This is a genomic window from Paragemmobacter ruber, assembly GCF_009908315.1.
Classification (GTDB): domain Bacteria; phylum Pseudomonadota; class Alphaproteobacteria; order Rhodobacterales; family Rhodobacteraceae; genus Paragemmobacter; species Paragemmobacter ruber.
This window is the reverse complement of record NZ_JAAATW010000003.1, coordinates 360,115-385,513: the sequence shown is the minus strand read 5'-3', so window position 1 is coordinate 385,513 and position 25,399 is coordinate 360,115. Positions and strand designations below refer to the sequence as shown.

The 25,399-nt window shown below is 64.4% G+C and carries 22 protein-coding genes and 1 tRNA gene; 11 read left to right on the top strand and 12 right to left on the bottom strand.

The features are described 5' to 3' along the window. Positions 1-11: 11 nt before the first annotated feature. Positions 12-896, bottom strand: coding sequence for a fatty acid desaturase (locus GU920_RS14065; RefSeq protein ID WP_161767712.1), 885 nt, complete (start codon positions 894-896; stop codon positions 12-14). Between the two features lie 130 nt (positions 897-1,026). Then, positions 1,027-1,455 (bottom strand): cupin domain-containing protein, encoded by a 429-nt coding sequence (locus GU920_RS14060; RefSeq protein ID WP_161767711.1) that lies wholly within the window; start codon positions 1,453-1,455, stop codon positions 1,027-1,029. Positions 1,456-1,519: 64 nt separating this feature from the next. Between GU920_RS14060 and GU920_RS14055 the strand changes: the two genes are divergently transcribed. After that, positions 1,520-2,590 (top strand): NAD(P)/FAD-dependent oxidoreductase, encoded by a 1,071-nt coding sequence (locus GU920_RS14055; RefSeq protein ID WP_161767710.1) that lies wholly within the window; start codon positions 1,520-1,522, stop codon positions 2,588-2,590. A gap of 94 nt (positions 2,591-2,684) precedes the next feature. Here GU920_RS14055 and eno read toward each other — a convergent pair whose 3' ends face one another. From eno to GU920_RS14040, 3 genes are read right to left on the bottom strand one after another with little or no spacing between them, the layout of a single operon-like run. Next, complete coding sequence (eno, locus tag GU920_RS14050) at positions 2,685-3,962, bottom strand: phosphopyruvate hydratase (protein WP_161767709.1); 1,278 nt, start codon at positions 3,960-3,962, stop codon at positions 2,685-2,687. 48 nt (positions 3,963-4,010) lie between these two features. Further along, positions 4,011-4,919: a DMT family transporter gene (locus tag GU920_RS14045; RefSeq protein ID WP_268894645.1), complete on the bottom strand. Its 909-nt coding sequence runs from the start codon at positions 4,917-4,919 to the stop codon at positions 4,011-4,013. Between the two features lie 3 nt (positions 4,920-4,922). Further along, positions 4,923-5,333: a Fur family transcriptional regulator gene (locus GU920_RS14040; RefSeq protein ID WP_161767708.1), complete on the bottom strand. Its 411-nt coding sequence runs from the start codon at positions 5,331-5,333 to the stop codon at positions 4,923-4,925. Positions 5,334-5,469: 136 nt separating this feature from the next. Between GU920_RS14040 and GU920_RS14035 the strand changes: the two genes are divergently transcribed. Together GU920_RS14035 and GU920_RS14030 are read left to right on the top strand one after the other, a co-directional pair. Beyond that, positions 5,470-6,390, top strand: a complete 921-nt coding sequence (locus tag GU920_RS14035) for a DMT family transporter (RefSeq protein WP_161767707.1) — start codon at positions 5,470-5,472, stop codon at positions 6,388-6,390. A 408-nt stretch (positions 6,391-6,798) separates the two neighbouring features. Continuing rightward, entirely contained in the window at positions 6,799-10,485 is a 3,687-nt protein-coding gene (locus tag GU920_RS14030) for a vitamin B12-dependent ribonucleotide reductase (RefSeq protein ID WP_161767706.1), read from the top strand. Positions 10,486-10,565: 80 nt separating this feature from the next. On the opposite strand, the gene GU920_RS14025 is transcribed toward GU920_RS14030, so the two are convergent. Together GU920_RS14025 and GU920_RS14020 are read right to left on the bottom strand one after the other, a co-directional pair. Then, positions 10,566-10,820 carry a GlsB/YeaQ/YmgE family stress response membrane protein gene (locus tag GU920_RS14025; RefSeq protein WP_161767705.1) on the bottom strand — a complete coding sequence of 85 codons (255 nt, stop codon included), beginning with the start codon at positions 10,818-10,820 and terminating at the stop codon, positions 10,566-10,568. 112 nt (positions 10,821-10,932) lie between these two features. After that, on the bottom strand, positions 10,933-12,006 hold the full coding sequence (locus GU920_RS14020) for a glycosyltransferase 61 family protein (RefSeq protein ID WP_161767704.1): 1,074 nt from the start codon (positions 12,004-12,006) through the stop codon (positions 10,933-10,935). A gap of 505 nt (positions 12,007-12,511) precedes the next feature. On the opposite strand from GU920_RS14020, the gene GU920_RS14015 reads away from it, so the two are divergent. From GU920_RS14015 to GU920_RS14005, 3 genes are all read left to right on the top strand, one after another. Then, positions 12,512-13,363, top strand: a complete 852-nt coding sequence (locus tag GU920_RS14015) for a capsular polysaccharide synthesis protein (protein ID WP_161767703.1) — start codon at positions 12,512-12,514, stop codon at positions 13,361-13,363. A 479-nt stretch (positions 13,364-13,842) separates the two neighbouring features. Next, positions 13,843-14,898, top strand: coding sequence for a rhamnan synthesis F family protein (locus GU920_RS14010; RefSeq protein ID WP_161767702.1), 1,056 nt, complete (start codon positions 13,843-13,845; stop codon positions 14,896-14,898). Positions 14,899-15,079: 181 nt separating this feature from the next. Next, positions 15,080-15,868, top strand: coding sequence for an FkbM family methyltransferase (locus GU920_RS14005; RefSeq protein WP_161767701.1), 789 nt, complete (start codon positions 15,080-15,082; stop codon positions 15,866-15,868). 509 nt (positions 15,869-16,377) lie between these two features. On the opposite strand, the gene GU920_RS14000 is transcribed toward GU920_RS14005, so the two are convergent. Beyond that, a tRNA-Gln gene (locus tag GU920_RS14000) sits at positions 16,378-16,452 on the bottom strand. A gap of 103 nt (positions 16,453-16,555) precedes the next feature. On the opposite strand from GU920_RS14000, the gene GU920_RS13995 reads away from it, so the two are divergent. Both GU920_RS13995 and GU920_RS13990 read left to right on the top strand, forming a co-directional pair. Continuing rightward, positions 16,556-17,734, top strand: coding sequence for a BaiN/RdsA family NAD(P)/FAD-dependent oxidoreductase (locus GU920_RS13995; protein WP_161767700.1), 1,179 nt, complete (start codon positions 16,556-16,558; stop codon positions 17,732-17,734). Beyond that, positions 17,734-18,348 carry a hypothetical protein gene (locus tag GU920_RS13990; protein WP_161767699.1) on the top strand — a complete coding sequence of 205 codons (615 nt, stop codon included), beginning with the start codon at positions 17,734-17,736 and terminating at the stop codon, positions 18,346-18,348. The genes GU920_RS13995 and GU920_RS13990 overlap by 1 nt, the downstream gene beginning before the upstream one ends. A 91-nt stretch (positions 18,349-18,439) precedes the next feature. Here GU920_RS13990 and kdsA read toward each other — a convergent pair whose 3' ends face one another. From kdsA to GU920_RS13970, 4 genes are all read right to left on the bottom strand, one after another. Next, entirely contained in the window at positions 18,440-19,270 is an 831-nt protein-coding gene (kdsA, locus tag GU920_RS13985; protein ID WP_161767698.1) for a 3-deoxy-8-phosphooctulonate synthase, read from the bottom strand. Between the two features lie 8 nt (positions 19,271-19,278). Further along, the gene (locus GU920_RS13980) at positions 19,279-21,105 is read right to left on the bottom strand and encodes a capsule biosynthesis protein (RefSeq protein ID WP_235933303.1); all 1,827 of its coding nucleotides are present in this window, start codon (positions 21,103-21,105) and stop codon (positions 19,279-19,281) included. Beyond that, positions 21,089-21,748, bottom strand: a complete 660-nt coding sequence (locus GU920_RS13975; protein WP_161767697.1) for an ABC transporter ATP-binding protein — start codon at positions 21,746-21,748, stop codon at positions 21,089-21,091. Before GU920_RS13975 ends, GU920_RS13980 begins: the two co-directional genes overlap by 17 nt. A gap of 255 nt (positions 21,749-22,003) precedes the next feature. Continuing rightward, positions 22,004-23,215: a Na+/H+ antiporter NhaA gene (locus tag GU920_RS13970; protein WP_161767696.1), complete on the bottom strand. Its 1,212-nt coding sequence runs from the start codon at positions 23,213-23,215 to the stop codon at positions 22,004-22,006. A 157-nt stretch (positions 23,216-23,372) separates the two neighbouring features. Between GU920_RS13970 and GU920_RS13965 the strand changes: the two genes are divergently transcribed. The 3 genes from GU920_RS13965 (at position 23,373) to rplM (ending at position 25,397) form a co-directional block, all read left to right on the top strand. Next, positions 23,373-23,981, top strand: a complete 609-nt coding sequence (locus GU920_RS13965) for a uracil-DNA glycosylase family protein (protein ID WP_161767695.1) — start codon at positions 23,373-23,375, stop codon at positions 23,979-23,981. Then, on the top strand, positions 23,978-24,760 hold the full coding sequence (locus GU920_RS13960) for an SseB family protein (RefSeq protein ID WP_161767694.1): 783 nt from the start codon (positions 23,978-23,980) through the stop codon (positions 24,758-24,760). The genes GU920_RS13965 and GU920_RS13960 overlap by 4 nt, the downstream gene beginning before the upstream one ends. Before the next feature lie 172 nt (positions 24,761-24,932). Then, the gene (gene rplM / locus GU920_RS13955) at positions 24,933-25,397 is read left to right on the top strand and encodes a 50S ribosomal protein L13 (protein ID WP_031338582.1); all 465 of its coding nucleotides are present in this window, start codon (positions 24,933-24,935) and stop codon (positions 25,395-25,397) included. The last annotated feature ends 2 nt before the right edge of the window (positions 25,398-25,399 follow it).

Here is a 25,399-nt window from a genome sequence, read left to right as displayed (position 1 = left end):
GCCCAAACCCATCAGCGGCGGCGGGCCAGATAGTCCCGCGTAAAGGCCCTGTACCCCTCTGCCGTCACCGCCAGCCGGTCGCGCATCAAGGCGTGCAAGGCGGGCAGGTGATGGAAAGGGACGGTGGGGGCGACGTGATGCTCGACATGATAGGGCATGTTCCAGGCGACGAAACGCACGATGCGGTTGGTGAAGGTCGTCCGCGTGTTCAGGAACATGTCGGCCACGCGCGGGCAATCGCCATGCTCGGCCAGAAGATACAGCCGCAGGAAGGGCTGGCCCAAGAGAGCGGGAATCACCCAGATCCAAAGCAGGAGGGTGGTCCAGAAGAACGACAAAAGTACCAGCGCATAACCCGCCAGCAGGACGCGCGCCTCGCGCGTGATGCGGGGCAGGGCGCCTTCGGGCAGGTAGGGCGCCCGCACCCGGCCCAGCGCCAGCCCGATCACCAGCCGCGCCTGCGACATCCAGTAGGGAAGACCCGACACATGCCACAGCCACGCCGCCCGCGTCTCTGGCTTTGCCCCGTCCAGTTCCGGGTCGCGGCCTTCGATATTGGTCCAGCGGTGATGGGCCAGATGAAAATACCGAAACCAGAGGAAAGGCAGCACAAGCAGGAAGCCGCAAAGATGGCCCGCCGCCTCGTTCAGCCAGATCCGCGCGAAGGGCGTCTGATGCGTCGCCTCATGTTCCAGCGTGAAGAGGAACACGATAAGCACCCCCTGCACCGGCAAAAGGAGCCACCACCCCAGCACACCCGCCGCGATGATCCCGCCAAGGGCAAGGATCGCCCCCAGATGCAGCGCCAGATGGCGCAGCCCGGCGGCATCCGAACGGGCGGACAGCTGCGCCTTTGCCTCGGCTGGCAATGCGGCAAGCCATGTCTTGTGATCCATGTCGCTCCCCCGGCAAACGGCTTCTGACACAGAAGACGGATCGGAGTATGGCGCAGATTCCGCCATCCCCCCGGATCGCCAGGCCCCTCTGGCCCACGATCCCGCCGCGACATCCGCGCCGGATATCGCCTCAGCGCCCGTCGATGGTAAACCCCGGCGCCGCCAGTTCAAACCCCGCAAACCGGAAGCCCGGCGCCACGCAGCAACTGACCAGCGCCCAGCCCGCGCCCGCCTCGGCCGTCTGCCACCAGCCCGCCGGCACCACCGCCTGCGGCCGCTCCCCCGCCAGCACATCCGGCCCCAGCCGATGCACCACCAGCGGCCCCGCCTCCGTCTCTGCCACCCGCAGGTCCAGCGGCGCACCGGCATGCCACAGCCAGACCTCGCCCGCATCCACCCTGTGCCAATGCGACCGCTCCCCCGCCTTCAGCAGGAAATAGATCGCCGTCCCGACGGCCCGACCGTCCACCTCCGGCCCTTTCCACGTTTCGCGATACCAGCCGCCTTCGGGATGGGCGGCAAGGCCCAGTTCCGCGATGATCCGATCCGCCTGATCCATGCTTCCCTCCGTCGCGGGCCAATGCCACTCTGCGCCAAATCCAGTGTCCGGGAAACGCGCCCCCATGCAACCCCATATCCTGATCCTTGGTGCAGGCATCACCGGCGCCGCGCTGGCCCATCAGTTGGCCAAGGGCGGCGCGACCGTCACGGTGGTTGATGCCGGTTCCCCGGCGGGGGCGGCGTCGGGGGGCAGTTTCGGCTGGGTCAATGCCAGCTTTTTCCTGTCCGAGGCGCATTTCCACCTGCGCCACGCCGCGATGGAGGCGCATCAGGCGCTGGCGGCAGAGCTTGGCCTTGATCCCCAACCGCAAGGCTGCCTTTGGCATGAAGCGACGGGTGCGGATTTCGACCACCAGCACGAGGCCCTGCATCGCCTTGGCTATCCCCTGCGCCTGCTGGACCGGGCGGAAATCGCGCGGCGGGAGCCGCTTATCGCCAACCCGCCCGACCGCGCGCTGTTCTTTCCCACCGAACGCGCCGTGGACCTTGCCGCGCTGACCGACCGCCTGCTCTCTGCCGCCAGCGCGCGCGGCGCGAGGGTCATCCTCGGTTTGCGGGGCGAGGCGCTGCTCACCGCACAGGGCAGGGTGATCGGCCTGCGCATGCCGCAGGCCACGATCATGGCCGATCATGTGATCCTTGCCACCGGGACCGGCACGCCCGCGCTGTTGGTGCCGCTCGGCCTGACGCTGCCGATGCAGCACCGCCCCGGCGCGGTGCTGCACAGCCAGCCGCTGCCGCCCCTGTTGACCCATATCCTCGCCACACCGGAACAGGAGGTGCGGCAGGACCGCGACGGCCGCCTCATCGCGCCCGCCGCCGCGCATCACCAATCCGACGCCAGCGAAGACCTACCCGGTCCCGACGCGCTGATCCGCGCGACGCTGGCCCGTCTGCGCGCGATCTTCCCGCAGGCCGATATCCGGCCTGACCGGCTGATCCTGGCGCAACGCCCGGTGCCGGGCGATGGTCTGCCCGCCATAGGTGCGGTGGCGCCGGGGCTGTCCGTGGCTGTGATGCATTCCGGCGCAACGCTCGCCCCGCATGTGGCCGCCCTTCTGGCGGCCGAGGTGCTGGGGCAGGGCGAAAGCCCGGCCCTGGCCCCGTTCCGCCCCTCGCGCCTCTTCACATGAAAACGGCGCGCGGGGGTGCCGCGCGCCGGATTGGTATGGACATCTGTCTGCACACTATGCTGCCCCCCGCCGAACGGGGTGCCGCGCGCGCGGGTCAGGCCTTCAGAATCGACCGCCCGGCATATTCGGCCGTCTCACCCAGCATCTCTTCGATGCGGATCAGCTGGTTGTATTTCGCCAGCCGGTCCGACCGCGACAGCGACCCCGTCTTGATCTGCCCGCAGTTCGTGGCCACCGCCAGATCGGCGATCGTGGCATCCTCCGTCTCGCCCGACCGGTGCGACATCACGTTGGTATAGCGTGCGCGATGCGCCATCTCGACCGCCTGCAAGGTCTCGGTCAGGGTGCCGATCTGGTTCACCTTGACCAGCATGGAATTGGCGCACCCTTTCGCGATCCCTTCGGCCAGCCGCTTGGGATTGGTCACGAACAGATCGTCGCCCACCAGCTGCACCTTGCCGCCCAGCGTATCGGTGAGCAGCTTCCAGCCGGCCCAGTCATCCTCGGAACAGCCGTCCTCGATGCTGATGATCGGATAGTCGTCGGCCAGCCCTGCAAGGAAGGCCACATTCTCCTCGATCGACAGGGATTTTCCTTCACCCACCATCTCATAGCGGCCGCCCTTGAAGTATTCGGTCGCCGCGCAATCGAGGGCGAGGAAGATGTCCTCGCCCGGGGTGTAGCCCGCCTTTTCAATCGATTTCAGAATGAAATCAAGTGCATCACGGGCAGAGTTCAGGTTCGGTGCGAAGCCGCCCTCATCCCCGATCCCCGTGTTGTGGCCCGCCGCCTGAAGCTCTTTCTTCAGGGTGTGGAACACCTCCGATCCCATCCGCACCGCATCGCGGATATTCTCCGCGCCGACGGGCATGATCATGAATTCCTGGATGTCGATCGGGTTGTCGGCATGTTCGCCGCCGTTGATGATGTTCATCATCGGAACTGGCAGGATCCGCGCCGAAGTGCCGCCCACATAACGGAAAAGCGGCTGGCCGGTATGTTCGGCGGCCGCCTTCGCCACGGCCAGCGACACGCCAAGGATGGCATTGGCGCCAAGGCGCGACTTGTTCGGCGTGCCGTCCATTTCGATCATGGTGCGGTCGATGCCCACCTGCTCCAGCGCGTCGAAGCCCACGATCTCTTCCGCGATCTCGCCGTTCACAGCGGCGACGGCCTCAAGCACGCCCTTGCCCTTGTAGCGGGCCTTGTCGCCGTCGCGGCGCTCCACCGCCTCATGCGCGCCGGTCGATGCGCCCGAAGGCACGGCGGCGCGGCCCATCGCCCCGCTTTCAAGGGTGACGTCCACCTCGACGGTGGGGTTGCCGCGGCTGTCGAGGATTTCGCGGGCGTGGATGTCGATGATCGTGCTCATGGGCGTCGATGCCTCCGTGATGCAAACGTGGTGCTCTCGCGCCCGTGCTTAAACGCTGCCGCCCTGCAAGGAAAGGGCGCGTTTGCGCGCCCGTTCGCGGGCCAGCGCGTAAAGCCCCGATCCGATGATCAGCCCGGCCCCGATCAGCGTCAGCGCATCGGGAACCTCGTCAAACACGAAGGCCCCGATCAGAATGGCGAATAGCAGGCGGGCGTAACGGAAGGGTGAAACCACCGATACCTCGCCCGTCCGGCTGGCGGCGACGACGGCCCAGTATCCGGCGGTGCCAAAGACCAGCGCACCAAACAGGACGGCCACATCGCGCCCATCCGGCATGACCGCACCGCCCGGGATCATCATCACCGCGCCCAGAAGCGCCACCGACATCAGCCCCCAGCAGGATACCTGCGCCGTGCTGCAGGCGGCGGGCAGAAGGCGCGTTGCCAGATCCCGCAATGCGAGGCCCACCACGGTGACAAGCACCCAAAGCGCCTCGGGGCGGAACCCGTCCATCCCCGGGCGCAGGATCACCAGAACACCGGCGAAGCCCACCGCGATGGCCGACCAGCGCCGCCACCCAACCGCTTCGCGCAGCAGAAGCGCCGCGCCCAGCGTCACCGCGAGGGGCAGCGCCTGCAGCACCGCCGACACGGTCGAGAGCGGCACAAGGGCCAGCGCCTTGATATAGGCGAAGGTCCCGACCATCTCGCCTATGTTGCGCAAGATGACCCATGGATGCAGCGCAGCGCGGGTCAGGATGGGCTGGCTGCGCGCGCGCGCCATCAGCGCAAAGACCGGCGCGCCAAAGGCCCCGGCCACGAAGATCACCATCCCCACGGGCAGATCGGCGGCGGCCCATTTGAGGAACATGTCCTCGACCGCGAACAGCGCCATGGCGGCAACCATCAGCAGGATGCCGCGCAGGTTCGCGCCCGCAGGATCTGCCCGGGCGTCCAAGACTCAGGTCTTCTTCAGGGGCACGCCCAAAAGCTCCAGCCGGTGCCCGACCAGCTTGTATCCCAGCCGCGCCGCGATGCGTTCCTGCAGCGCCTCGATCTCGGGATCCACGAATTCGATCACATCGCCGGAATTCACGTCGATCAGGTGATCATGGTGGTCGCGTTCGGCATCTTCATAGCGCGCGCGTCCGTCGCCGAATTCCAGCTTGTCGAGGATGCCCGCCTCTTCGAACAGCTTCACCGTGCGGTAGACCGTGGCGATGGAGATCTTGGGATCCACCTTCGCCGCACGCGCATAAAGTTCTTCGACATCGGGGTGATCGTCGGCGTCCCCGATCACACGCGCCACGACGCGGCGCTGATCGGTCATGCGCAGCCCCTTTGCCTCGCAGCGGGCGATGATATCTGCCATCTCCTGCCTCATTCGCAGCCCTGTGACGGGACTTAAGTGATCCGCCCCTGTGGGGCCAGTGAGATCGATTCGCAAGTTGACTCTGCCACCGCGCGCCCCAAAGGCTGCAGGCGGGATCTTTGGGGGGCGGGGCGACATGGAACGCAAGGACCGGCTGGATGCCTTTGGCGCCACCGCGCTGTTTGGTGTGATGTTGCTTCTGGCCTTCAACCAGATCCTCGTGAAATGGGTGAACACAGGATTACAGCCTGTCTTCTTTGCCGGCCTCCGTTCGGCGCTGGCTGTGGTTTTCGTGGCGCTCTGGCTGATCTGGCGGGGCCGCCCACCACGCCTGACGCGGAGTGATCTCGCGCCCGGCATCCTGATCGGAACGATCTTCGCGCTGGAATTCCTTTGCCTCTTTCTCGCGCTCGATCTGACGGCGGTCAGCCGGGCTTCGGTCATCTTCTACTCCATGCCGGTCTGGTTCGCGCTGATGGCGCATGTGCTGCTGCCGGGGGAACGCCTGACGCTGGTGCGCAGTGCGGGCCTCGCGCTGGCCTTTGCGGGCACGGCCTGGGCCATCCTGTCGCGCAGCCCCGATACAGAGGGCAGCCTTGTGGGCGATCTGCTGGCGCTGGGGGGCGCGCTCGGCTGGGCGGGGACGGCGGTGGTGGCGCGCGCCTCGCGCCTGCGCGCGGCCGGGCCCGAGATGCAGCTGTTCTGGATGGTCCTCGTCTCGGCCCCCATCCTGATTCTGGCCGCGCCCCTGTTCGGCCCGCTGCTGCGCGATGTCACGCCACTACATATTGTGGGGCTGATCTTCCAATCCTCTATCGTTGTTGCGGGCGGGTTTATCGGCTGGCTCTGGCTTCTGTCGGTTTATCCGGCCTCGACCGTGGCCAGCTTTTCCTTCCTCACCCCGATCCTTGCCGTTTTTTTGGGCTGGCTGTTCTTCGATGAGTCGGTCACGCCCGCCCTGCTTGGGGCATCGGCACTGGTTGCGGTGGGAATCGTTCTGATCAATCGGCGCGTGCAACCTGTGAAAGAATCGCCGGTGCCGCCACAGGCGCGCTGAGGAGGCTATTCACACCCCCTGTGAACGCCCCCAGCCAACCCTGCGTCATGGCGCGGAAATCCCAATCCTGCATGGGATTTGTCCTGCGGATATCCACGACCTCATCCACAGAGCGGTGCGTTTGGCGGGGGCTGTTGCAGGAAAACCGTCAAGCGAAAAATCGCCCTTGACCCCCTAAAAATGTCGTTGAACAGGGGCAAGGTTTACGACAGTTTGACGAAGTAAGCGGTTGGGCCACTAGATATTGTGGTCGTGTGCAGCGAAGGTCGAAATCCCGAAAGATTGGGCAGCTGTCTGGCTGTTCCGTTCCGTGCCTTATCGGCAGCGGGGTGCGAAGCCTTGCCAATCGTATGAAGGTTAACATCGGATGGGGCGCAGGCCCTACCAGAATTCGGAGACGGGGCAGAGATGAAGATCGAACGCAAATTCACGACAGAGGCGACGGGTGCCTATGGGGCCATGGCCTTTGCGACGACCACGTCGGAAATCCGCAATCCGGATGGCAAGGTGGTGTTCCGCAACGACGCGGTAGAGGTTCCGGAAGGCTGGAGCCAGGTCGCCTCCGACGTGCTGGCGCAGAAGTATTTCCGCAAGGCGGGGATCCCGGCACGGCTGAAGCGCGTGAAGGAAAAGGGCGTGCCGGAATTCCTGTGGCGCTCGGTCCCCGATGAGGCCGCGCTGGCCGAACTGCCCGAGGGCGAGCGCTTCACCGGCGAGACCAGCGCCAAGCAGGTGTTTGACCGTCTGGCGGGCGCCTGGGCCTATTGGGGCTGGAAGGGCGGCTATTTCACCACCGAGGCGGACGCCCGCGCCTATTTCGACGAGATGCGCTTCATGCTGGCCCGCCAGATGGCGGCGCCGAACTCGCCCCAGTGGTTCAACACCGGTCTGCATTGGGCCTATGGCATCGACGGCCCGTCGCAGGGGCATTTCTATGTGGATTACCAGACCGGCAAGCTGACGAAATCCGACAGCGCCTATGAACACCCCCAACCGCATGCCTGCTTCATCCAGTCGGTTTCCGACGATCTGGTGAACGAAGGCGGGATCATGGATCTGTGGGTGCGCGAGGCGCGGCTGTTCAAATACGGCTCGGGCACCGGCACCAACTTCTCGTCCCTGCGCGGCGAAGGGGAGAAACTGTCGGGCGGCGGCAAGTCGTCGGGTCTGATGGGCTTCCTCAAGATCGGTGACCGCGCGGCGGGCGCGATCAAATCGGGTGGCACCACGCGGCGCGCGGCCAAGATGGTGATCTGCGACATGGATCACCCCGATATCGAACAGTTTATCAACTGGAAGGTGATCGAAGAGCAGAAGGTCGCCTCGCTGGTCGCCGGGTCCAAGGCGCATGAGCAGAAGCTGAACGAAATCTTCGCCGCCATCCGCCAGTGGGATGGCTCGGCCGAAGATTCGGTCGATCCGGCGAAAAACCCGGCGCTGAAGGCGGCGATCCGTTCGGCCAAAAAGGCCATGATCCCCGACACCTACACCAACCGCATCCTGCAATATGCGCGTCAGGGTTTCACCTCGATCGAATTCCCGACCTATGACACGGACTGGGACTCCGATGCCTACATCACGGTGTCGGGCCAGAATTCCAACAACTCGGTCCGCGTGACCGATGCCTTCCTCAAAGCCGTGCAGAATGATGAAGACTGGGCGCTGATCCGCCGCACGGATGGCAAGGTCGCCAAGACCATCAAGGCGCGCGACCTGTGGGATCAGGTGGGCCATGCCGCCTGGGCCTGCGCCGACCCGGGCATCCAGTTCCACGACACCGTCAACGCCTGGCACACCTGCCCGGAAGATGGCCCGATCCGGGGGTCGAACCCCTGCTCGGAATACATGTTCCTCGATGATACGGCCTGCAACCTTGCTTCGATGAACCTTCTGACCTTCTACAAGGACGGCAAGTTCGACGCAGCGGCCTACATGCATGCCACCCGTCTGTGGACCGTGACGCTGGAGATCAGCGTGATGATGGCGCAGTTCCCGTCCAAGGAAATCGCGCAGCTTTCCTATGACTTCCGCACGCTGGGCCTTGGCTATGCCAATATCGGCGGGCTCTTGATGAACATGGGGTTGGGCTACGATTCGACCGAAGGCCGCGCGCTCTGCGGGGCGCTGACCGCGCTGATGACCGGCATCTCCTATGCCACCTCGGCCGAGATGGCGGCGGAACTGGGCGCCTTCTCGGGCTACCAGCGCAATGCCCAGCACATGCTGCGCGTGATCCGCAACCACCGCCGCGCCGCCCATGGTGCCGCCGATGGCTATGAAGGCGTGAACGTCAATCCCGTGCCGCTGGACGGCGCGAACTGCCCCGACCAAACCCTTGTCGCGCTTGCGAAATCCGCTTGGGACGAGGCGCTGTCGCTGGGTGAAGCGCACGGCTACCGCAACGCCCAGACCACGGTGATCGCGCCCACGGGCACCATCGGCCTGGTGATGGATTGCGACACGACGGGGATCGAGCCCGACTTCGCGCTGGTCAAGTTCAAGAAGCTGGCCGGTGGAGGCTACTTCAAGATCATCAACCAGTCGGTTCCCGCCGCGCTTGAAGCCCTGGGCTATTCCTCGTCGCAGGTGGCCGAGATCGTGGCCCATGCCGTGGGTCACGGCTCCTTGGGCAACTGCCCCGGCATCAACCACACCTCGCTGATCGGCCACGGTTTCGGCCCGCGCGAGCTGGAAAAGATCGAAGCGGCTCTGCCTTCGGCCTTTGACATCCGCTTCGTGTTCAACCAGTGGACGCTGGGCGAGGATTTCTGCAAAGGCACCCTCGGCATCCCGGCGGACAAGCTGGCCGATCCGTCCTTCGATCTGCTTCGTCACCTCGGGTTCACCAAGGCCCAGATCGACGCCGCGAACGATCATGTCTGCGGGACGATGACGCTGGAAGGCGCGCCCTTCCTGAAGCCGGAACATTACCCGGTCTTCGACTGCGCCAACCCCTGCGGCAAGACGGGCAAACGCTTCCTGTCGGTGGAGAGCCATATCCACATGATGGCGGCGGCGCAGTCCTTCATCTCGGGCGCCATCTCCAAGACGATCAACATGCCGAACTCGGCCACCATCGCCGAAACGCTGGCGGCTTACGAACTGTCGCACAGCCTCGGCATCAAGGCCAACGCGCTCTACCGCGACGGATCGAAGCTGAGCCAGCCGCTGGCCGCTGCGCTGGTCGAGGATGACGAAGAGGCGGAAGAAATCCTCGCCACCGGGTCGGCGCAGGAAAAGGCCGCGGTTCTGGCCGAAAAGATCGTCGAAAAGATCGTGGTGAAGGAGATCATCCGCACCAACCGCGAAAAACTGCCTGAGCGTCGCAAGGGATACACCCAGAAGGCCATCGTCGGCGGCCACAAGGTGTATCTGCGCACCGGCGAATATGGCGATGGGCGTCTGGGCGAAATCTTCATCGACATGCACAAGGAAGGCGCAGGCTTCCGTGCGATGATGAACAACTTCGCCATCGCCGTGTCCGTGGGCCTGCAATATGGCGTGCCGCTGGAGGAATTCGTGGAAGCCTTCACCTTCACCCGCTTTGAACCGGCGGGGATGGTGCAGGGGAACGACTCGATCAAGAACGCGACCTCCATCCTCGACTACATCTTCCGCGAACTGGCGATCAGCTATCTGGACCGCACCGATCTGGCCCATGTCAAACCGCAGGGCGCGGCTTTCGATGACCTTGGCCGCGGCGATGACGAGGGCAAGCGCAACTTCGGCGAAGTCAGCGATGCGGCGGCGTCGAAGTCGGTGGAACTGCTGCGTTCCATCAGCTCGACCGGGTATCTGCGCAAGCGGCTGCCGCAGGAGCTGGTGGTGTTCCAAGGCGGGATGGGGGCAGGGGCCACGGCGCTGGCCACTGGCACTGATCCGGTGATGGCGCTGAACACGCTGGTCCCCGAAACCATGGGCGGCGGCGCGGCCACGGCCCTTGGCACCGGGACCGTCAGCATGGATGCGCGCACCAAGGCCAAAATGCAGGGCTATGAAGGCGATCCCTGCGGCGAGTGCGGCAACTACACGCTGGTGCGCAACGGCACCTGCATGAAGTGCAACACCTGCGGCGGCACGAGCGGGTGCTCCTGATCGCGGCCTGCCGCTGAAAACGACGCGACCCTCGCCGCAAGGCGAGGGTCGTTTCTTTTCCCCTGAACCAATGGTGCCGGTCAGGCCCGCTTGATCAGCCGGATCACGAACAAGAGGATCACCGCGCCGATCGTCGAATGGATGATCGCCGACAGGATACCGCCACCCAGACCAAAGCCGATCTGCGGCAACAGGAAGCTGGCCACCACCGCGCCGAGAATACCGATCACGATATTGCCGAGCAGACCATAGCCGTATCCGGCCACCAGTTTCCCCGCGAGCCAACCCGCCACGGCGCCGACGAACAACATAACCAAAAGACTTTCGATACCCATAGCCTTCTCCGATTGCACGGATGACAACCCATCCGACGGAAAGGTTAACAGTGCCGCTCCGGCGGATCAACGCGCAGAGGCGGGCGCCTGCGGGGAAAAGTCGGGTCCGCCCTTAGGCAGTCGCGGCCAGATCAACGGTCTGCAGCACCTCATCAAGATCCGCCACATAGCCCGCCTCCGCCGATCCGGGGAGGACGACAAAACCCGGGGATACCTTGTGCGCACGACAAAGGCCGAGTTGCCGGGCGGTGTAGCGGTCCTGTGGGATCAGGACGATCATGGTCGATCCGGGAAGCAGGCACAGATGCGCGTGGTCCAGGTGGCTTCCGTCAATGCTGACCACGACCCGCGCGCGGCAAAGCGCCTGCTGCAGTTCGGCCACAGAGGCCGTGCCAACATCCACGATCTTCCAGTCCCGCGCCACCAGCGCGTCGACCAAGCGATCTTCGTCCCGGATCCAGCGCGGCGCGCCGGTGCGCCCCCGGCGCAGATAGACCAGATCCCCCGCCTGTCCTGTCCCGAAACGGGCCTGTAACTTCCGTCGGATCACGTCAAAACGACGCTGTTTGTGGGTGCCTTGCCCGAAATCCTGATAGGTCACCAATTCTTCGGCATGAACCCAAGCCTCTGTCATCGTCGGAAGGTCCAGCGCGCGCCGATAGTCTGCCGCATGACCCCACGCCGGATGCGCCGGCATCCACAGCGCGCCGAGGTCCGGCTCGATGAGCGAAGTGGGAATAGCATCGGTCAGCCAATGCCCGAAATAGCGCCAAGACACGTAACTGTTGCAGTACCGCGCTAGCGCGACCTCGCGGAGGGGGGCACCGGCGTCCACGCTGCGCCACGCGCGATCATAGTTTTCCTTGTGCCGCCATGTGACAAAACCTCCACGGCTCATCAAGGCGTTCCGATGGACCCGTCGAAGAACGGCGACGTGGCGCACGCTGGTTTCAACGCTGGCCGAGATATGGTGCGCAAGCACCGAATGTTCGTCTGTCCCCGTCACCCGGTCCAGCATCCCCTCCAGCATCGCGGGCGGAGTGACCGCCTCCACCTCTTCGGGATGCAGCACCTCCGCCTCGGGCTGGCCATTGCCAAGCAGGCGGCAGACAAAGGGCGCAACCACCAGATTGGGGCGCAGAAGAGGCGGCGTCGGCTTGTTCCGGGCTGCGTGCAGGCTGGGCATGGGTCGTATCCGTTTGTATCAGGCAGATCGTGCCACCGCACGTCGGCGCGGTCGCGTCAGGCGTTACCAAGATACGGAGCAAACGCAAAATTCTATTCAGCAGAACCCCGCCAAAGCCGAAAAAAGCTGCTGATGCGTGCGGGCTGAAAATTCCACGCCACGCCGGGACCTTTGCCCCCTTGCGCGCGCATGGCGGCGTGGTGGAGAGGGCCGCGTGACGCGGCCAGCCGTGACCAAAGGCCGAGCGGTCGGCATCGCAGGGCCTTTGCGCGGGCGGCGCGGGCCATTTCCATCGCCTGTTGCGGACCCGTCCGCCGAACACGATGCGTCGGTCCAGGCCGAAGATGCCAATCCCGCAGCCGATCAGGGCGGCCGCGCGCCGCGGCTTTTTTCAGAAACGCTCTACAAACCCGCGACACTGGCGATATAACGGCCCCAGTGCCGTGCCTGTCTCATGTCTGGGCGTTCCGTCAGACACCCTTGCTGTGGCTTGCAGGATTGAACATTGGATATCTTTTCCTTCTGGGATAGCGGTCGGCAGAACGCACCCGCCGCCGTGCAAACCTGCCTGTCACGGTGGGAGGAGATGAACCCCGAACATCGGCTGGTCGTGCTGGATGCGCGCGACATGGCGGATTTGCTCTCCGACATGCCGTTCGACATCAACCTCCTGCCGGTTCAGGCGCGCTCTGACATCCTGCGCGTCCGGCTGCTGCGCCAGCATGGCGGCGCTTGGGTGGATGCGACCTTGCTGCCGCTTTTGCCTCTGGACCGTTACGCAGATGTCTATACCGGCAAGACGGGCTTTTTCGCCTTCGCCGGGCCACCCTCGCACTGGCGCCTTGGTAACTTTTTCCTCATCGCCCATGCCGGCAACGCCTTCATCCGCGCCCTTGATGACGCCATTCGCGCCTACTGGACCCACCCCCGGCAGCTCTACGATCTGCGGATTCAGCCGACCTGGCCCCCGGGCAAGAAACTGACGATCCGGGCCCTGCTGACAAAAGGGATGGGAAAGGGCTATCTCGACTTCTTCACCCGATGGCGGGCCGATCTTCTCTACCCCGTCTCGCCGTTGGGGCGGCAGGGCGACTATTTTCCCTACTTCTGGGAACAGTACCTGATGATGCAACTGATCGACACCGATCCAAAGGCCCGCGCGATCGTCGAGGCCATGACCTACCGCCATCACGACCTGTGCCACATGGTGCAGAACGCGCGGGAACATTTCGGACCCGATTTCGTGAGGACCGTGCCGATGGCTCTGCGCTGTTCCCCGGTCCAAAAGCTGGATTGGCGCGTGGATTGGCCGCCCGAAGTGTTCGCCCTTCCGGCCGAGGAGTCCATCCTCATCTAGGATCACCCGGAAGACGCTCGGCACATTGCCATCACGGCCCGCTAGTATGAGAAACAGGCATGCTCTGGTCGTAATGCAAGTATGACGGTCTTTGGGTTCTGCTAGTTTCTGTTCGTGCGCAAGCGGCGGGATATGGCCGGCGTGACGCCTTCGTCCGTTTCCGAGGCAGAGAGCCTCCGAAGCGGAAGTGGCCCATGCCACGGGGAGTGCCGACCCCAGCGAACTTGTGACGAGAACCGCCCGCCCTCAGCCATCAAGGTGAGAAGCGCCACATTGCGATCATCGCGGGCGGCTGGCTGGGGCGCCAAGATATGTTGAGCTGAGGAGGCCGCCAAGGGGGCACTGCGGGGTCGGTCGGGTATAGTTGGCTGACGGGACGGCAGGCACGAAGATGGGGTGTGTTGACTTCTTCGGTTCTTTCCCGCTCTCATCAAACGAGATTATCCCACACAATCAATGAACAAACCGCCAGGGTGCGCATGAACGGCATAAACGCAGCGATCTCCGGCGAGAGCCCGTTAACGGATCGCGGCAGAGCGGATCGTGGGGATCGGTCACAGGGCGCCAGTGGTCTGTCGGGTGAGGTGGAACCCCTTGATGTCTGCGCGCAAGCTATGGAAGTCCTGCGTTCGTCCGAAGTGGCGTTCGAAGGCAAGGAGGTCTGCCTCTTCGTCACATTCGTGGCTGGCAATCAACTGCTGCCGGGACCTCTGGCCCTTGTAAAGGCCTTGGTTGCGTCGGGACTGTCGGTTGTGGTGTGCTGTGCTGTCAATGATATGAATGTCACCATCGATCTGACCGGGCTTGATGGCGCGGCTCACATCCTTAAGCGCGAGAATGGTGGCTACGACTTCGCTGTTTGGGCGGCGGCCCTGGCCCGTATGCCAGACTTGTGGTCAGCAAAGAGGCTGTTCTTCGTCAATGACAGCATCCTCGGGCCACTTTCCGGATTCGACCGAACCTTGGAAAGGATTCGGGCGTCCGATGCTGACTTTCTGGCTCTGACCGAATCTTTCGAATATCGTCATCACGTCCAGAGTTATTTTTTCGTTCTGCAGAATGACGGGATGTCCTCGGAACAGGTTCGAACCTTCTGGAGTGAAGTTAAGGCAGAGCAGACAAAAATTGACGTTATTCAAAAATACGAGATCCGTTTGCTTGAGCAGATGCGTGAAACTGCACATCTCAAGACGGAAGTGCTGTTCTCGTATGACTTTCTATTTCCTCAAATGGACTGGAGTTCTCTCAAGGGAAAGAATCCAACCCTGCACCTGTGGGAGCAACTGGTCACTTCTGGGTTCCCCTTCGTAAAGGTGGAACTCATCAATGCCAACCCGCACAACTTCGATATTGCGCATTGGCCCCGCCTGGTCAAACGCTATGGCGGGGATGTAGAGATTTTCAATCAGCATATTGTAATGATACGAAAGACAAGGGGATTGCCGCGTCAGCATCCAGTTGGGTGGAGATCAAGGATCACTCTCGGCCGGATGATCGCTCGGGCAAAGGGGTGGGCAAGACGATGGGGCGTGTAGCAATGTCACCCCAATCCATGGCAAGCCTAACATACTTTACCGCGAAATCATGACGAGCAGCTTGCACAGGCGTCATCAGCTGCGCGGCAACCCGTGCTTGGCGGCCAAACTGGTTGGGTGATGCCATGTGGAGGAGAGGCGAATGAGTTTTGCGCGGAGAGTGGGGAGGAACGTCAGGCGCATGGCGCGCCACGTATTGCCGAAGCCTAGTCACCAGATTATGCCCCGAAGCGAGCAGAAGCGCATCGAACGAATGCCCCGCTTCGTTCAGGGCACCGCGAAGCTGTTCGGTCAAGAAATCATGTTTACCGACAGTTCGGGCTTCATGCATTCATTCCACGAAATTTTTGAAGACCAACTTTATGCGTTTCATTCCCCGCACCCGACCCCTCTGATCGTTGATGTCGGCAGCAACATAGGATTGAGCATCATTTTCTTTAAGCGTCAGTTCCCCGATAGTCGCATCATCGCCTTCGAGCCCGATCCAGATGCCTTTCAAGCACTGGAAGCTAACGTGGCCGTTATGGGGTATCGAGATGTTGATCTGCGGAACACTGCAGCTTGGGTCGAGGACACGGAACTCGAATTCTTCGTCGAGGGCTCCCTTGCTGGTTCGACAGAGGTCGATTTTCGCGGGGCCGGTCAGGTCCGCCGCGTACGAGCCGAGCGACTGCACGCTGTGCTCGCACGCTTTGATAGTATTGATTTTTTGAAAATGGACATCGAGGGAGCTGAAAACACGGTACTGTTCGATCTACTGGATGTGCTCCCGAATACAAAGCGCTTGTTCCTAGAATATCACGGCCTGAAGAGTAGACCACAGCGCCTCGGCGATATTCTCAATGCCCTGTCAACGGCTGGCTTTCGCTATTCGATTAAGGATGCTGCCCCAAACAAACGGCGTCCATTTTCCGATGCCAGTCAATCAGCCTTCGATCCTCAGCTGAACATTTTCTGTGTACGGGCGTAGGCCTATTGGTGGCTGAAGCTGCTTTCGTGGGGAGGCCGATCTCCAGAAAATCTTATACGCGGGCGCAGACCGGTCACTATCATCCAGGAGACCGCATTCAATGATGGAGAAGCTCGGAGAAAAACTGTTCTTTACTGCCGTGTGTGTAGGATCGTATCTTTACCGCGACCTCGAAAATCAAGACCGGCGGATTTACCTCCTTTTGGGTGTCTTGGCGGTGGTCTGGTTTGACTGGATCTGGCTTCCCGCTCTTCGGAGGATCGGCGAAAGCATCGGGCGCCATTTTCGACGGTAGTGGCGCGGAGTAAGTATCGTAGTACTTGATGACTTCGCACTAGCCGCGATTGTTGCCAAGGCTGAGATACCGGCCTCTAGCGCTCCAACTGCGTGATCATAGTCGGCGTTTAAACGGCAAACTGCACCTGAAAGGGGCCAAGCGGTGGGGCATAGCCCTAACCAGCCTTGTGGTAACCCATGTGCGGGCTGAAGTCTTTACTGCGAGGAGAGTTTGGCTGGGGCGCTAGGATTCGAACCTAGGTATGGCGGTACCAAAAACCGCTGCCTTACCACTTGGCGACGCCCCAACCGTGCGGCGGTGTTTAGCGAAGGGCGTGGGGGGGTGCAAGAGGGTAGTCGCGGATTTTTCCGCAGGATTGTGCACGCAATCCCGGCAGGTTAGGGAGGGCCATGCACAAGGTGGATGTCATCGTTCTGGGGGCGGGCGCGGCGGGGATGTTCGCGGCGATCGAGGCGGGCCGCCGGGGGCGATCGGTGCTTGTCGTCGATCACGCCCGTGCGCCGGGCGAGAAGATCCGCATCTCGGGCGGGGGGCGGTGCAACTTCACCAATACAGGGATCGCGGTGGAGCGGTTCCTCAGCCGCAATCCGCGCTTCGCCCTGTCCCCCTTGCGGCGCTATACCGCGCAGGATTTCATCGCGCGCGTCGATTCGGCCGGCATCGGCTGGCATGAAAAGACGCTGGGGCAACTTTTCTGCGACGGGTCGGCTAGGCAGATCATCGACATGCTGTTGCGTGACATGGCCGCCGCCGGTGTGGACCTCTGGCTCGATTGCAGCCTTGGCGCGGTCCGCCGTATCGCCGACGGGTTCGAGGTGGAAACCGCCCGTGGTCCGCTGCGCGCGTCCTCGGTCATCGTGGCGACGGGGGGCAAGTCCATCCCCAAGATGGGCGCCACGGGCTATGGCTATCGCATCGCCGAAAGCTTTGGCCTGCCCATCGTGGAAACCCGGCCCGCCCTCGTTCCGCTGACCTTTGCCGAACAGGAACTGGACTGGATGCGTCCGCTTTCGGGCGTCTCGCTGGCGGGGCGGGTGAGCCATGGCCGCACCGGTTTTGACGAGGCGGTGCTGTTTACCCATCGCGGCCTGTCCGGCCCTGCGATCCTGCAGATCTCGTCCTACTGGCGCGAGGGAGAGGCGATCCGCCTGAACCTTGCACCGGGGCAGGATGTGGCCGGCTTTCTGGCGAACGAGAAGAAGGCGGCCGGGCGCACGGCCCTGCGCACGGCGCTTGGCAAGCTGATGCCCGAAAAGCTTGCCCGTCTGATCGAGGCGCAGACGGGTGCTTCCGCCCCGCTGGCCGAACTGCCGCGCGCCCGGCTCGACGCTGTTGCCGCACGGGTGCAGGATTGGGAATTGCGCCCCGTCGGATCCGAGGGCTATCGCACGGCCGAGGTGACGCTGGGCGGGGTGGATACCGATGCGCTGGATGCCCGGACCATGGCCGTGCGCGGCGTGCCGGGACTGTTCTTCGTGGGCGAGGTGGTAGATGTGACGGGCTGGCTGGGCGGGTACAATTTCCAGTGGGCCTGGTCTTCGGGCTGGGTCGCGGGGCAGGTGGCCTGATGGCGCGGCAGAACCGCGTCTGGCCCACGGGCGAGATCGTGGCCCATCCCGCGCGCGGGCTGTTCATGGGCAATCGCGGCTGCCTGCATGATGGGGCCGGCACTCTGGGTGCCGCACGCTGGCGCCATCGGGCGTGGATCACCTGCGCGCTGGCGTTCAAGGGGCGGCGGCGCGCATTGATGGCGCCGGGTCGCTACACCGAGTTGTTCTTTCTGGACGAGGCGGTGGCCTGTGCGGCGGGCCACCGCCCCTGCGCCGAATGTCGCCGTGCCGCGTGGCAGGGGTTCGCCGCGGCCTGGGCTTCGGTTTTTGGCGCCATGCGCGCGGCCGAGATCGACCGCGCCCTGCATGCGGCGCGTTTGGAGGGCCGCTCCCAGCGCCGCCACATGGCCGAGGCGGCGACGCTGCCGGAGGGGACCATGGCGCTGATTGGCGGGGCGGCGCATCTGATCCGGCAGGGCCAAGCGCTGCGATGGGGGCCGGAGGGCTATGGCGCGCCCACGCCCCTGCCGCGCGGGCCCGTCACCGTCCTGACGCCAGAGCCTGTCATCGCCGTCCTGCGCGCAGGATGGCGCCCCGTCCTTCACCCCAGCGCCGGGGTGGCGGCGCCGTAGAAAGGGCGATTTTCCTTCGAAAAATCAGGGGGCTGCGCGCCTCACCCTGCGGGGTATTTGGCGCCAAGATGAAGGGCAGGGGGGCCGGGTGTCACACCCGCAAGGGCGCCGATTTCGCCAGACGGTCGAAGGCCATCAGGCTGTCGATCAGGGCGGGCATCTGATCCAGCGGGATCATGTTCGGCCCGTCGGAGGGGGCGGTATCGGGCGCCTGATGCGTTTCGATGAAGACGCCCGCGATCCCGATGGACACCGCGCAGCGCGCCATCACCGGGGCGAACTCGCGCTGCCCGCCCGACGAGGCCCCTTGTCCGCCCGGCTGCTGGACCGAATGGGTGGCATCCATGATCACCGGCCAGCCGGTGCGCGCCATGGTGGGCAGGGCGCGCATGTCGGCCACCAGCGTGTTGTAGCCGAAACTCACGCCCCGCTCGGTCAGAAGGATGCGCTCATTCCCGGTGGAGGCGACCTTCTCGGCCACGTTTCCCATGTCCCAAGGGGCAAGGAACTGGCCCTTCTTGATGTTGACCACGGCCCCCGTTTCGCCCGCCGCGATCAGAAGGTCCGTCTGGCGGCACAGGAAGGCGGGAATCTGGATCACGTCCACGACCTGTGCGGCCAGCCGCGCCTGATGGGCATCGTGGATATCGGTCAGCACCGGCATCCCCATGGCACGCACGGCCTCGAGCACCTTGAGGCCTGCGTCGATGCCAAGGCCCCGCCGCCCCTTGAGGGAGGTGCGATTGGCCTTGTCGTAGCTGGCCTTGAACACGTATTGCGCACCCGCCGCGCGGCAGGCCTCGGCCATGGTCCCCGCGATCATCTGGGCGTGGTCGAGGCTTTCCAGCTGGCATGGGCCGGCAATCACCAGAAGCGGGCTGTCATTGCTGACGGACAGCCCGCCGATATCGACTGTTTTCATCTTCTTCCTCAGGCCGTGACCTGTTCGCGCAGGATTGCGGCGGTCATCGACAGCAGCAGATATATACCCGCGAAGATCATCATCGCCACCATCGTGTTTTCGAATGCGCGGGGATAGGTCGCCTCATCCGGCGCCACGGGAGCGACGGAGAGCGAGATGTAACGCGCCTGACGGTTGGCCTCGATCCGGGCCGTTTCCATCGACTGCAGCGATTGCGCCAGCATCATCTGCCGGGTTTCGGCATCTGCTTCGGCCACGGCCAGTTGCGACTGCACGCGTGCCAGCGACTGGCCCGAACTGTCCTCTTCCACCAGCTTGGCGCGCAACAGGGCGATCTCGTCCTCCAGCGTGGCGATGCGGCGCTTGAGCGGTTCCATCCGGGCGAGGTTCGGCGCTTCGTTCGCCTCCATCTGCGCAAGCGACAGCCGGTCGGCGGTCAGCTGCCCCTCAAGCTGGCCGATCTGGCTGGTGATCAGGCTCACCTCCACTTCGGAGGACAGAACCTTGAACGTCTCCTGCAGCGTCACGGCGCGTTGCCGCGCCTCCAGCAGGGCAGCCTCTGCCTCGGCATAGCTTTCGCGCGCGCCCTTCATCGCATCCTCGCGCAGGCGCTGTGTCAGCTGATCGACCTGCTCCTCGGCATAGCCGATCAGCGCTTCGGAAAAGCGGACCGAGGTCTGCGGATCGGGCGCGATCACCTCCATCCGGATGATGCCCTCGGTCGGGTCATAGGACACACGGACATTGCGCTGATAGATCTTGTAGGCCGCCTCGTTCGACGCCTCGGGATCGAGCCGTTGGATCGGGTCGATCCCGGGTGCCGAAAACACGTCGCGAAACCCGATATCCTGTTCCAGCCGCAGCATGGCATCGCGCGATTGCAGATAGCCCTGCACGGTGATGGAATCCTGCATGTTGGCCATGGGCGTATTGGCCAGCCCCCCCATGGAGGTGCCAGTGGCCTGTTGCGGCATCGCCTGCTGGATGACGAATTCGGTCTTCGTCGCATAAAGCGGGGTGGCCACGCGGTAGTAGTAAAAACCCGCAAGGAAGGTGGGCAGGATGACGAAGAAGAACAGCCGCGCCATCATCAGCATCGACCGGCGGCGCCGGCGGCGCGCAAGATCCTGCTGCATCTGCAGGATCTCGGCCGCGTGGTTCACCTCTTCGCCCGGTGCAGGCATCTTCACCGGTTTGATCGTCTGGGGCAGACGGGCGCCCGCAGGGATCGGCATCATGTTGCCTGCGCGGGGCTGGCCATCGGCGGGGCCGTCTTCTTCGGCCACGATCTCGACCACGGGGTTGGCTCGGAAGGGGTCAAGCCCCGCCTGCCGCAGCAGGCGCACCGCATCGAAATCCGACGTGGCGGGCAGGCCGTATTTCTGCGCCATGCGGCGCGCCAGCCGCAACTGCCGCCCCGTCAGACCTTCGCGCCGGATCGCATCCAGATCGGTTCCCGCCGCATTATCCGCCGCGCCCGCAACAGCCATGCCCGTTGGTGCCACCGCCGCCGTGGGATAGGGGGCCGCGCCAAAGCCGTCCTCGGTCTGGGCAAACAGCGCCTCGTCGGCACTGCGCTGGGGGGCTTGCGGTGCTGCGGGGGCCGCGTCGATGATCTCGGCATCCCTGGGGTTTGGCGCGGCAAGCCGCGCATCGCCCCGCCCGTCGGCGCGGATCGAGCCGAGCGGTGCGGAAACGCCGGCCGGGGATGCTGGCGTCTGCGACAGAGGCGCCGGATTGGGGCGTTGCGCCGGGCGTGGACCAACCGGCTGTGTCGCCGGTTCGGGCGGCACCTCGGAACGGCGTGTGTTGTACCGCTTAACCCTGAGTTTCATAGTTATACAGCCGTTTTGCTTCTTCGAGGGTGTCGAACATGTAAAGCCGCCCGTTCTTCAGCACGGCGGCAGAGCGGCAGAATTTCTCGAGCGTCGAGGCCTGATGCGACACGACCACCACCGTGGCTTCGCGCAGGCGCTGGCGCAGGATCGACCCAGCCTTGCGGTTGAATTCGGCATCCGTGGTGCCGGGCATGCCTTCGTCGATCAGATAGATGTCGAACTCCAGCGCCAGAAGCAGCGCGAAGGAGAAGCGCGCCCGCATCCCCGAGGAATAGGTGCCCACCGGCATGTCGAAATATTCGCCAATGCTGCACAGCCAGCGGCAGAAGCTTTCCACATAATCCGGATCCAGCCCGTAAAGCCGCGCGATATAGCGCGAGTTTTCGGTCGCGCTGTGGCGGTTGACCACGCCACCCATGAAACCCAGGGGAAAAGAGATGCGCGACGATCGTTTGATCGTGCCCTCGTCGGGTTGTTCCAGCCCGGCCATCATGTTGATGATCGTGGTCTTGCCGGTCCCGTTCGGGGCCAGAATCCCTAGTGAATTGCCAAGTTCCACGCGGAACGTGGCCTGATCGAGGATCACCTTGCGCGTCTTGCCCGTCCAGAACGACTTTGAGACGTTATCGAACTCGATCATACCTGCCCTCGGGGAAGCGATCCGAACGCGTCGCTTCCTGTTTCGTACCTCTGCCCCAACCCCGGCGCTCCTGTACGGGCGGAGGGGATTCGGCACCCGTTTTTTCTGCCGCGTGCCTTGGGCGCATAGCGCGCCTTTAGGGCGACATTATGTCGAATTTTATGCTTGCCTGACAATGGCCGATCACAGGGTCGCACTGTTTCCTGAACGATGCATCAACGATGCCGCGTAAAGCCCCGCCAACGGCCACGCGGGTCAGCGTGGCAAAAGCCGCGCCAACAGCCAGGCGGCAGGCCAGGCAAGGATCGACAGCGCAAAGCCCAGCCGTGCCGCCTCGACCATCGCGCCGCCGGGCAGGGCGGTGTCGAGGGCGAGGAGCGGCGCAGTAAAGCCGATGCCCGACAGGGCCGCGACGATCACCAGATCGCGCAGGCGGATCCCGGCAGGCAGCGGCACGCGGAACAACCGCGCCGCCAGAAGCGCGCCCGCAAACAGCCCGATCGGCTTGCCGATCCAGAGCGCGGCCAGCACCGTGCCGGTCGGAGGGGCCAGCGCCGCGAAATCAATCCCGCCATGCGTCAGCCCGAACAGGAAGAGCACCACCGATACGGGCCGGATCAGAAAATGTGCAAGCCGGTTCAGCGGATCGTTCAGATATTCCTCGGCTTCGGCAAACAGCCCGAAGGCGCGGTCGGCATGGGGAATGGCGGGAATCACCGGCAACAACCCCAAGGCCCCCGGCAACCCCGCGGCCACCACCCCGATCCAGCTGGCCCCGCCCGCCACCACATAGGGCCACAGCGCCATGGCCCGCCGCCTCTCGCGCTCGGTCGCGGCGCCCACCGGGGCGCGGCCGAACAGCCGCCACACCGTCACGGTCGCGGCGACGGGCAACAGAAGCCACAGCAGTTGCAGCCCGGCATGCGGATAGGCCACCCCAAGGATCAAAAGGCCAAGGATGCTGGTCGCGATGCTGATCAGGAGCAGCAGGTGCAAGGCAGGATGCGACGGCCCCAGCACCAGCCGGCCCGCCACATAGCCCAGTACGATCTCTGATCCGATCGGCAGGGGCCAACCCGCCCCCCAGGGCGCCCAGTCCGCCGATACGAACATGGTGCTATGGATCAACCATGCGGCCACGGCGCCCAGCAGTGCCCCGGCCACGGCCCCCGCGGGCAGCAGCGCCCGCCGCCCCGACAGGGCCCCGCGTTGCAGGACCAGCGCCTCCCACAGTTCTTTGCCCGCAAAGAACAGGAACATTGCCATCAGCAGATCCGCCACCACCACCACCGGCGAAAGGATCAGCGTCTCGCCCGCGATCCATGCCGGTTTCGGCACGTCGATCAGCCGATACTCCATGACGTCATAATAGCTGCCGGGGGACAGATTGACCCACAGGGTGGCCAGCAGGACACCCGCGATCAGGGCCCGGCCGAAGCGGCGCACAAAGGGAGAGACGCGATACATCCGCACATGACCCGCAGCTGCAATGGCTGGCTGCGGCCTATGCCTGCGACCGCATCGTTGCAAGCGGATTTGCGACAGGCGGTGCCCGGGTGTTGCCCATGGGCCAACAGCGGCCCATCTTACCGCGCGAGCGCGCCCTTCTTTCGCCAAAGGCCCCATGCAGGACGACCCCGCCTCCGAACTCGTCGCGCAGATCCGCGCCTGCCGCCTGTGCGCGGACAGGTTCGCGCAGACGGCGACGGCACATGCACCGCGCCCGGTGGCGTGGTTCGCGCCGGGGGCGCGGCTCCTGATCGCGGGTCAGGCACCGGGCGCGCGCGTCCATGCCTCGGGCCGTCCCTTCACCGATCCCTCGGGCGACCGGCTGCGCGATTGGACGGGCCTTTCGGCTGATGACTTCTACGACCTGTCCCGCGTGGCCATCGTGCCGATGGCCTTCTGCTTTCCGGGCTATGATGCTAAAGGGGCCGACCTGCCGCCGCCGCCGATTTGCGCCCGCACTTGGCGCGCGCGCGTGCTTGCCAGCCTGCCAAAGGTCCGCATGGTGCTGGCGGTGGGGGGTGCTGCGCAAAACTGGCATCTCGGCCCCGGCTCTGTCACCGCGCGGGTGACCGATTGGCGCAGCCATGCCGCGCGTGGCATCTGGCCCTTGCCCCATCCGTCGTGGCGCAATACCGCATGGCTGCGCCGCAACCCGTGGTTCGAAACCGACCTTCTGCCCGATCTGCGCCGGGCCATCCGCAGCCTGATGGAGACTGTCCAATGACCCCGCTCGATGCCGCCTATGCTGCCATGGAACAGGATGGCGCGGATGAGGCCGACCGTCTGCGCTTTTACGAACAACTGGCCGATGGCGAATACTTCCTCCTACTCGAGGAAGAGGCCCACGGGACCGATATCAAGCCGCGCCTCTTTCCGCTGGAGAGCGGCCCCGTCGTCCTGATCTTCGACCTTGAGGAACGGCTGGCCGAATTTTCCGGCGGTGTCGCGCCCTATGCCGCGCTTCCGGGCCGGGTGATTGCGCAGACGCTGGCAGGGCAGGGGGTCGGGCTGGGGGTCAACCTCGGCGTTGCCTCGTCGCAGATGATCCTGCCGCCCGAGGCGCTGGATTGGCTGTCCGGCATGCTGGATGCCGAACCCGAGGCAGCAGAGGCGCATCCCGAAGCCTTCGCCGCCCCCGGCGCCCTGCCGCCCCGCCTGATCGCGGGGCTGGAGGCAAAACTTGTCCGCGCGGGCGGGGTGGCGCAGGCGGCCTATCTGGCAGCCGTCACCTATCGCGGCGGGCGGCGCAGTCACATGCTGGCCTTCATCGACGCGGCCGCCGGTGCCGAACCCGCGCTCGCCCGCGCCGCGCGCGAGGCGCTGGCCTTCTCGGGCGTCGAGGCGGGCGAGATCGACGTGGCCTTCCTGTCCAGCACCGATCCCGCCACGCTGGCCATCGCCCGAGTGGGCCGCCGCTTCGATCTGCCCCGTCCGCAACGCCCCGAACCCGCAGCACCCAAGGCGCCCGGCACCGATCCCGACCGCCCGCCGAAACTGCGCTGATCCGGCGGGGCGGGGGCGGATTCTATGGGGTATTAAGATACCTTTTTTCTAACCCACTGTTATACCGAAATAAATTAACAAAACCCGCACTTGACCTGCACCACGCTTCACGCGATAAGCCGCCATCCAAGATCCCGGGGGGCAACCCCCGCTTCAACTCACAGGGTTCGATATGAAAACCTTCACCGCAACGCCTGCGGATATCGAGAAGAAGTGGATCCTGATCGATGCCGAAGGCATCGTTCTGGGCCGCCTCGCCACGATCGTCGCAAACATCCTGCGCGGCAAGAACAAGCCGACCTTCACCCCCCATATGGACATGGGCGACAATGTCATCGTCATCAACGCCGACAAGGTGCAGATGACCGGCAAGAAGCGGGATGACAAGGTCTATTACTGGCACACCGGCCACCCGGGCGGCATCAAGAGCCGCACCGCGCGTCAGGTGCTGGAAGGCAACCACCCCGAGCGTGTGGTGATCAAGGCTGTCGAGCGGATGATCACCCGCAACCGTCTGGGCCGTCAGCAGATGACCAACCTGCGCGTCTATGCCGGGGCCGCCCATCCGCACGAAGCCCAGCAGCCCACCGTTCTGGACCTGCGCGTCCTGAACCCGAAGAACACGCGGAGCGCCTGATC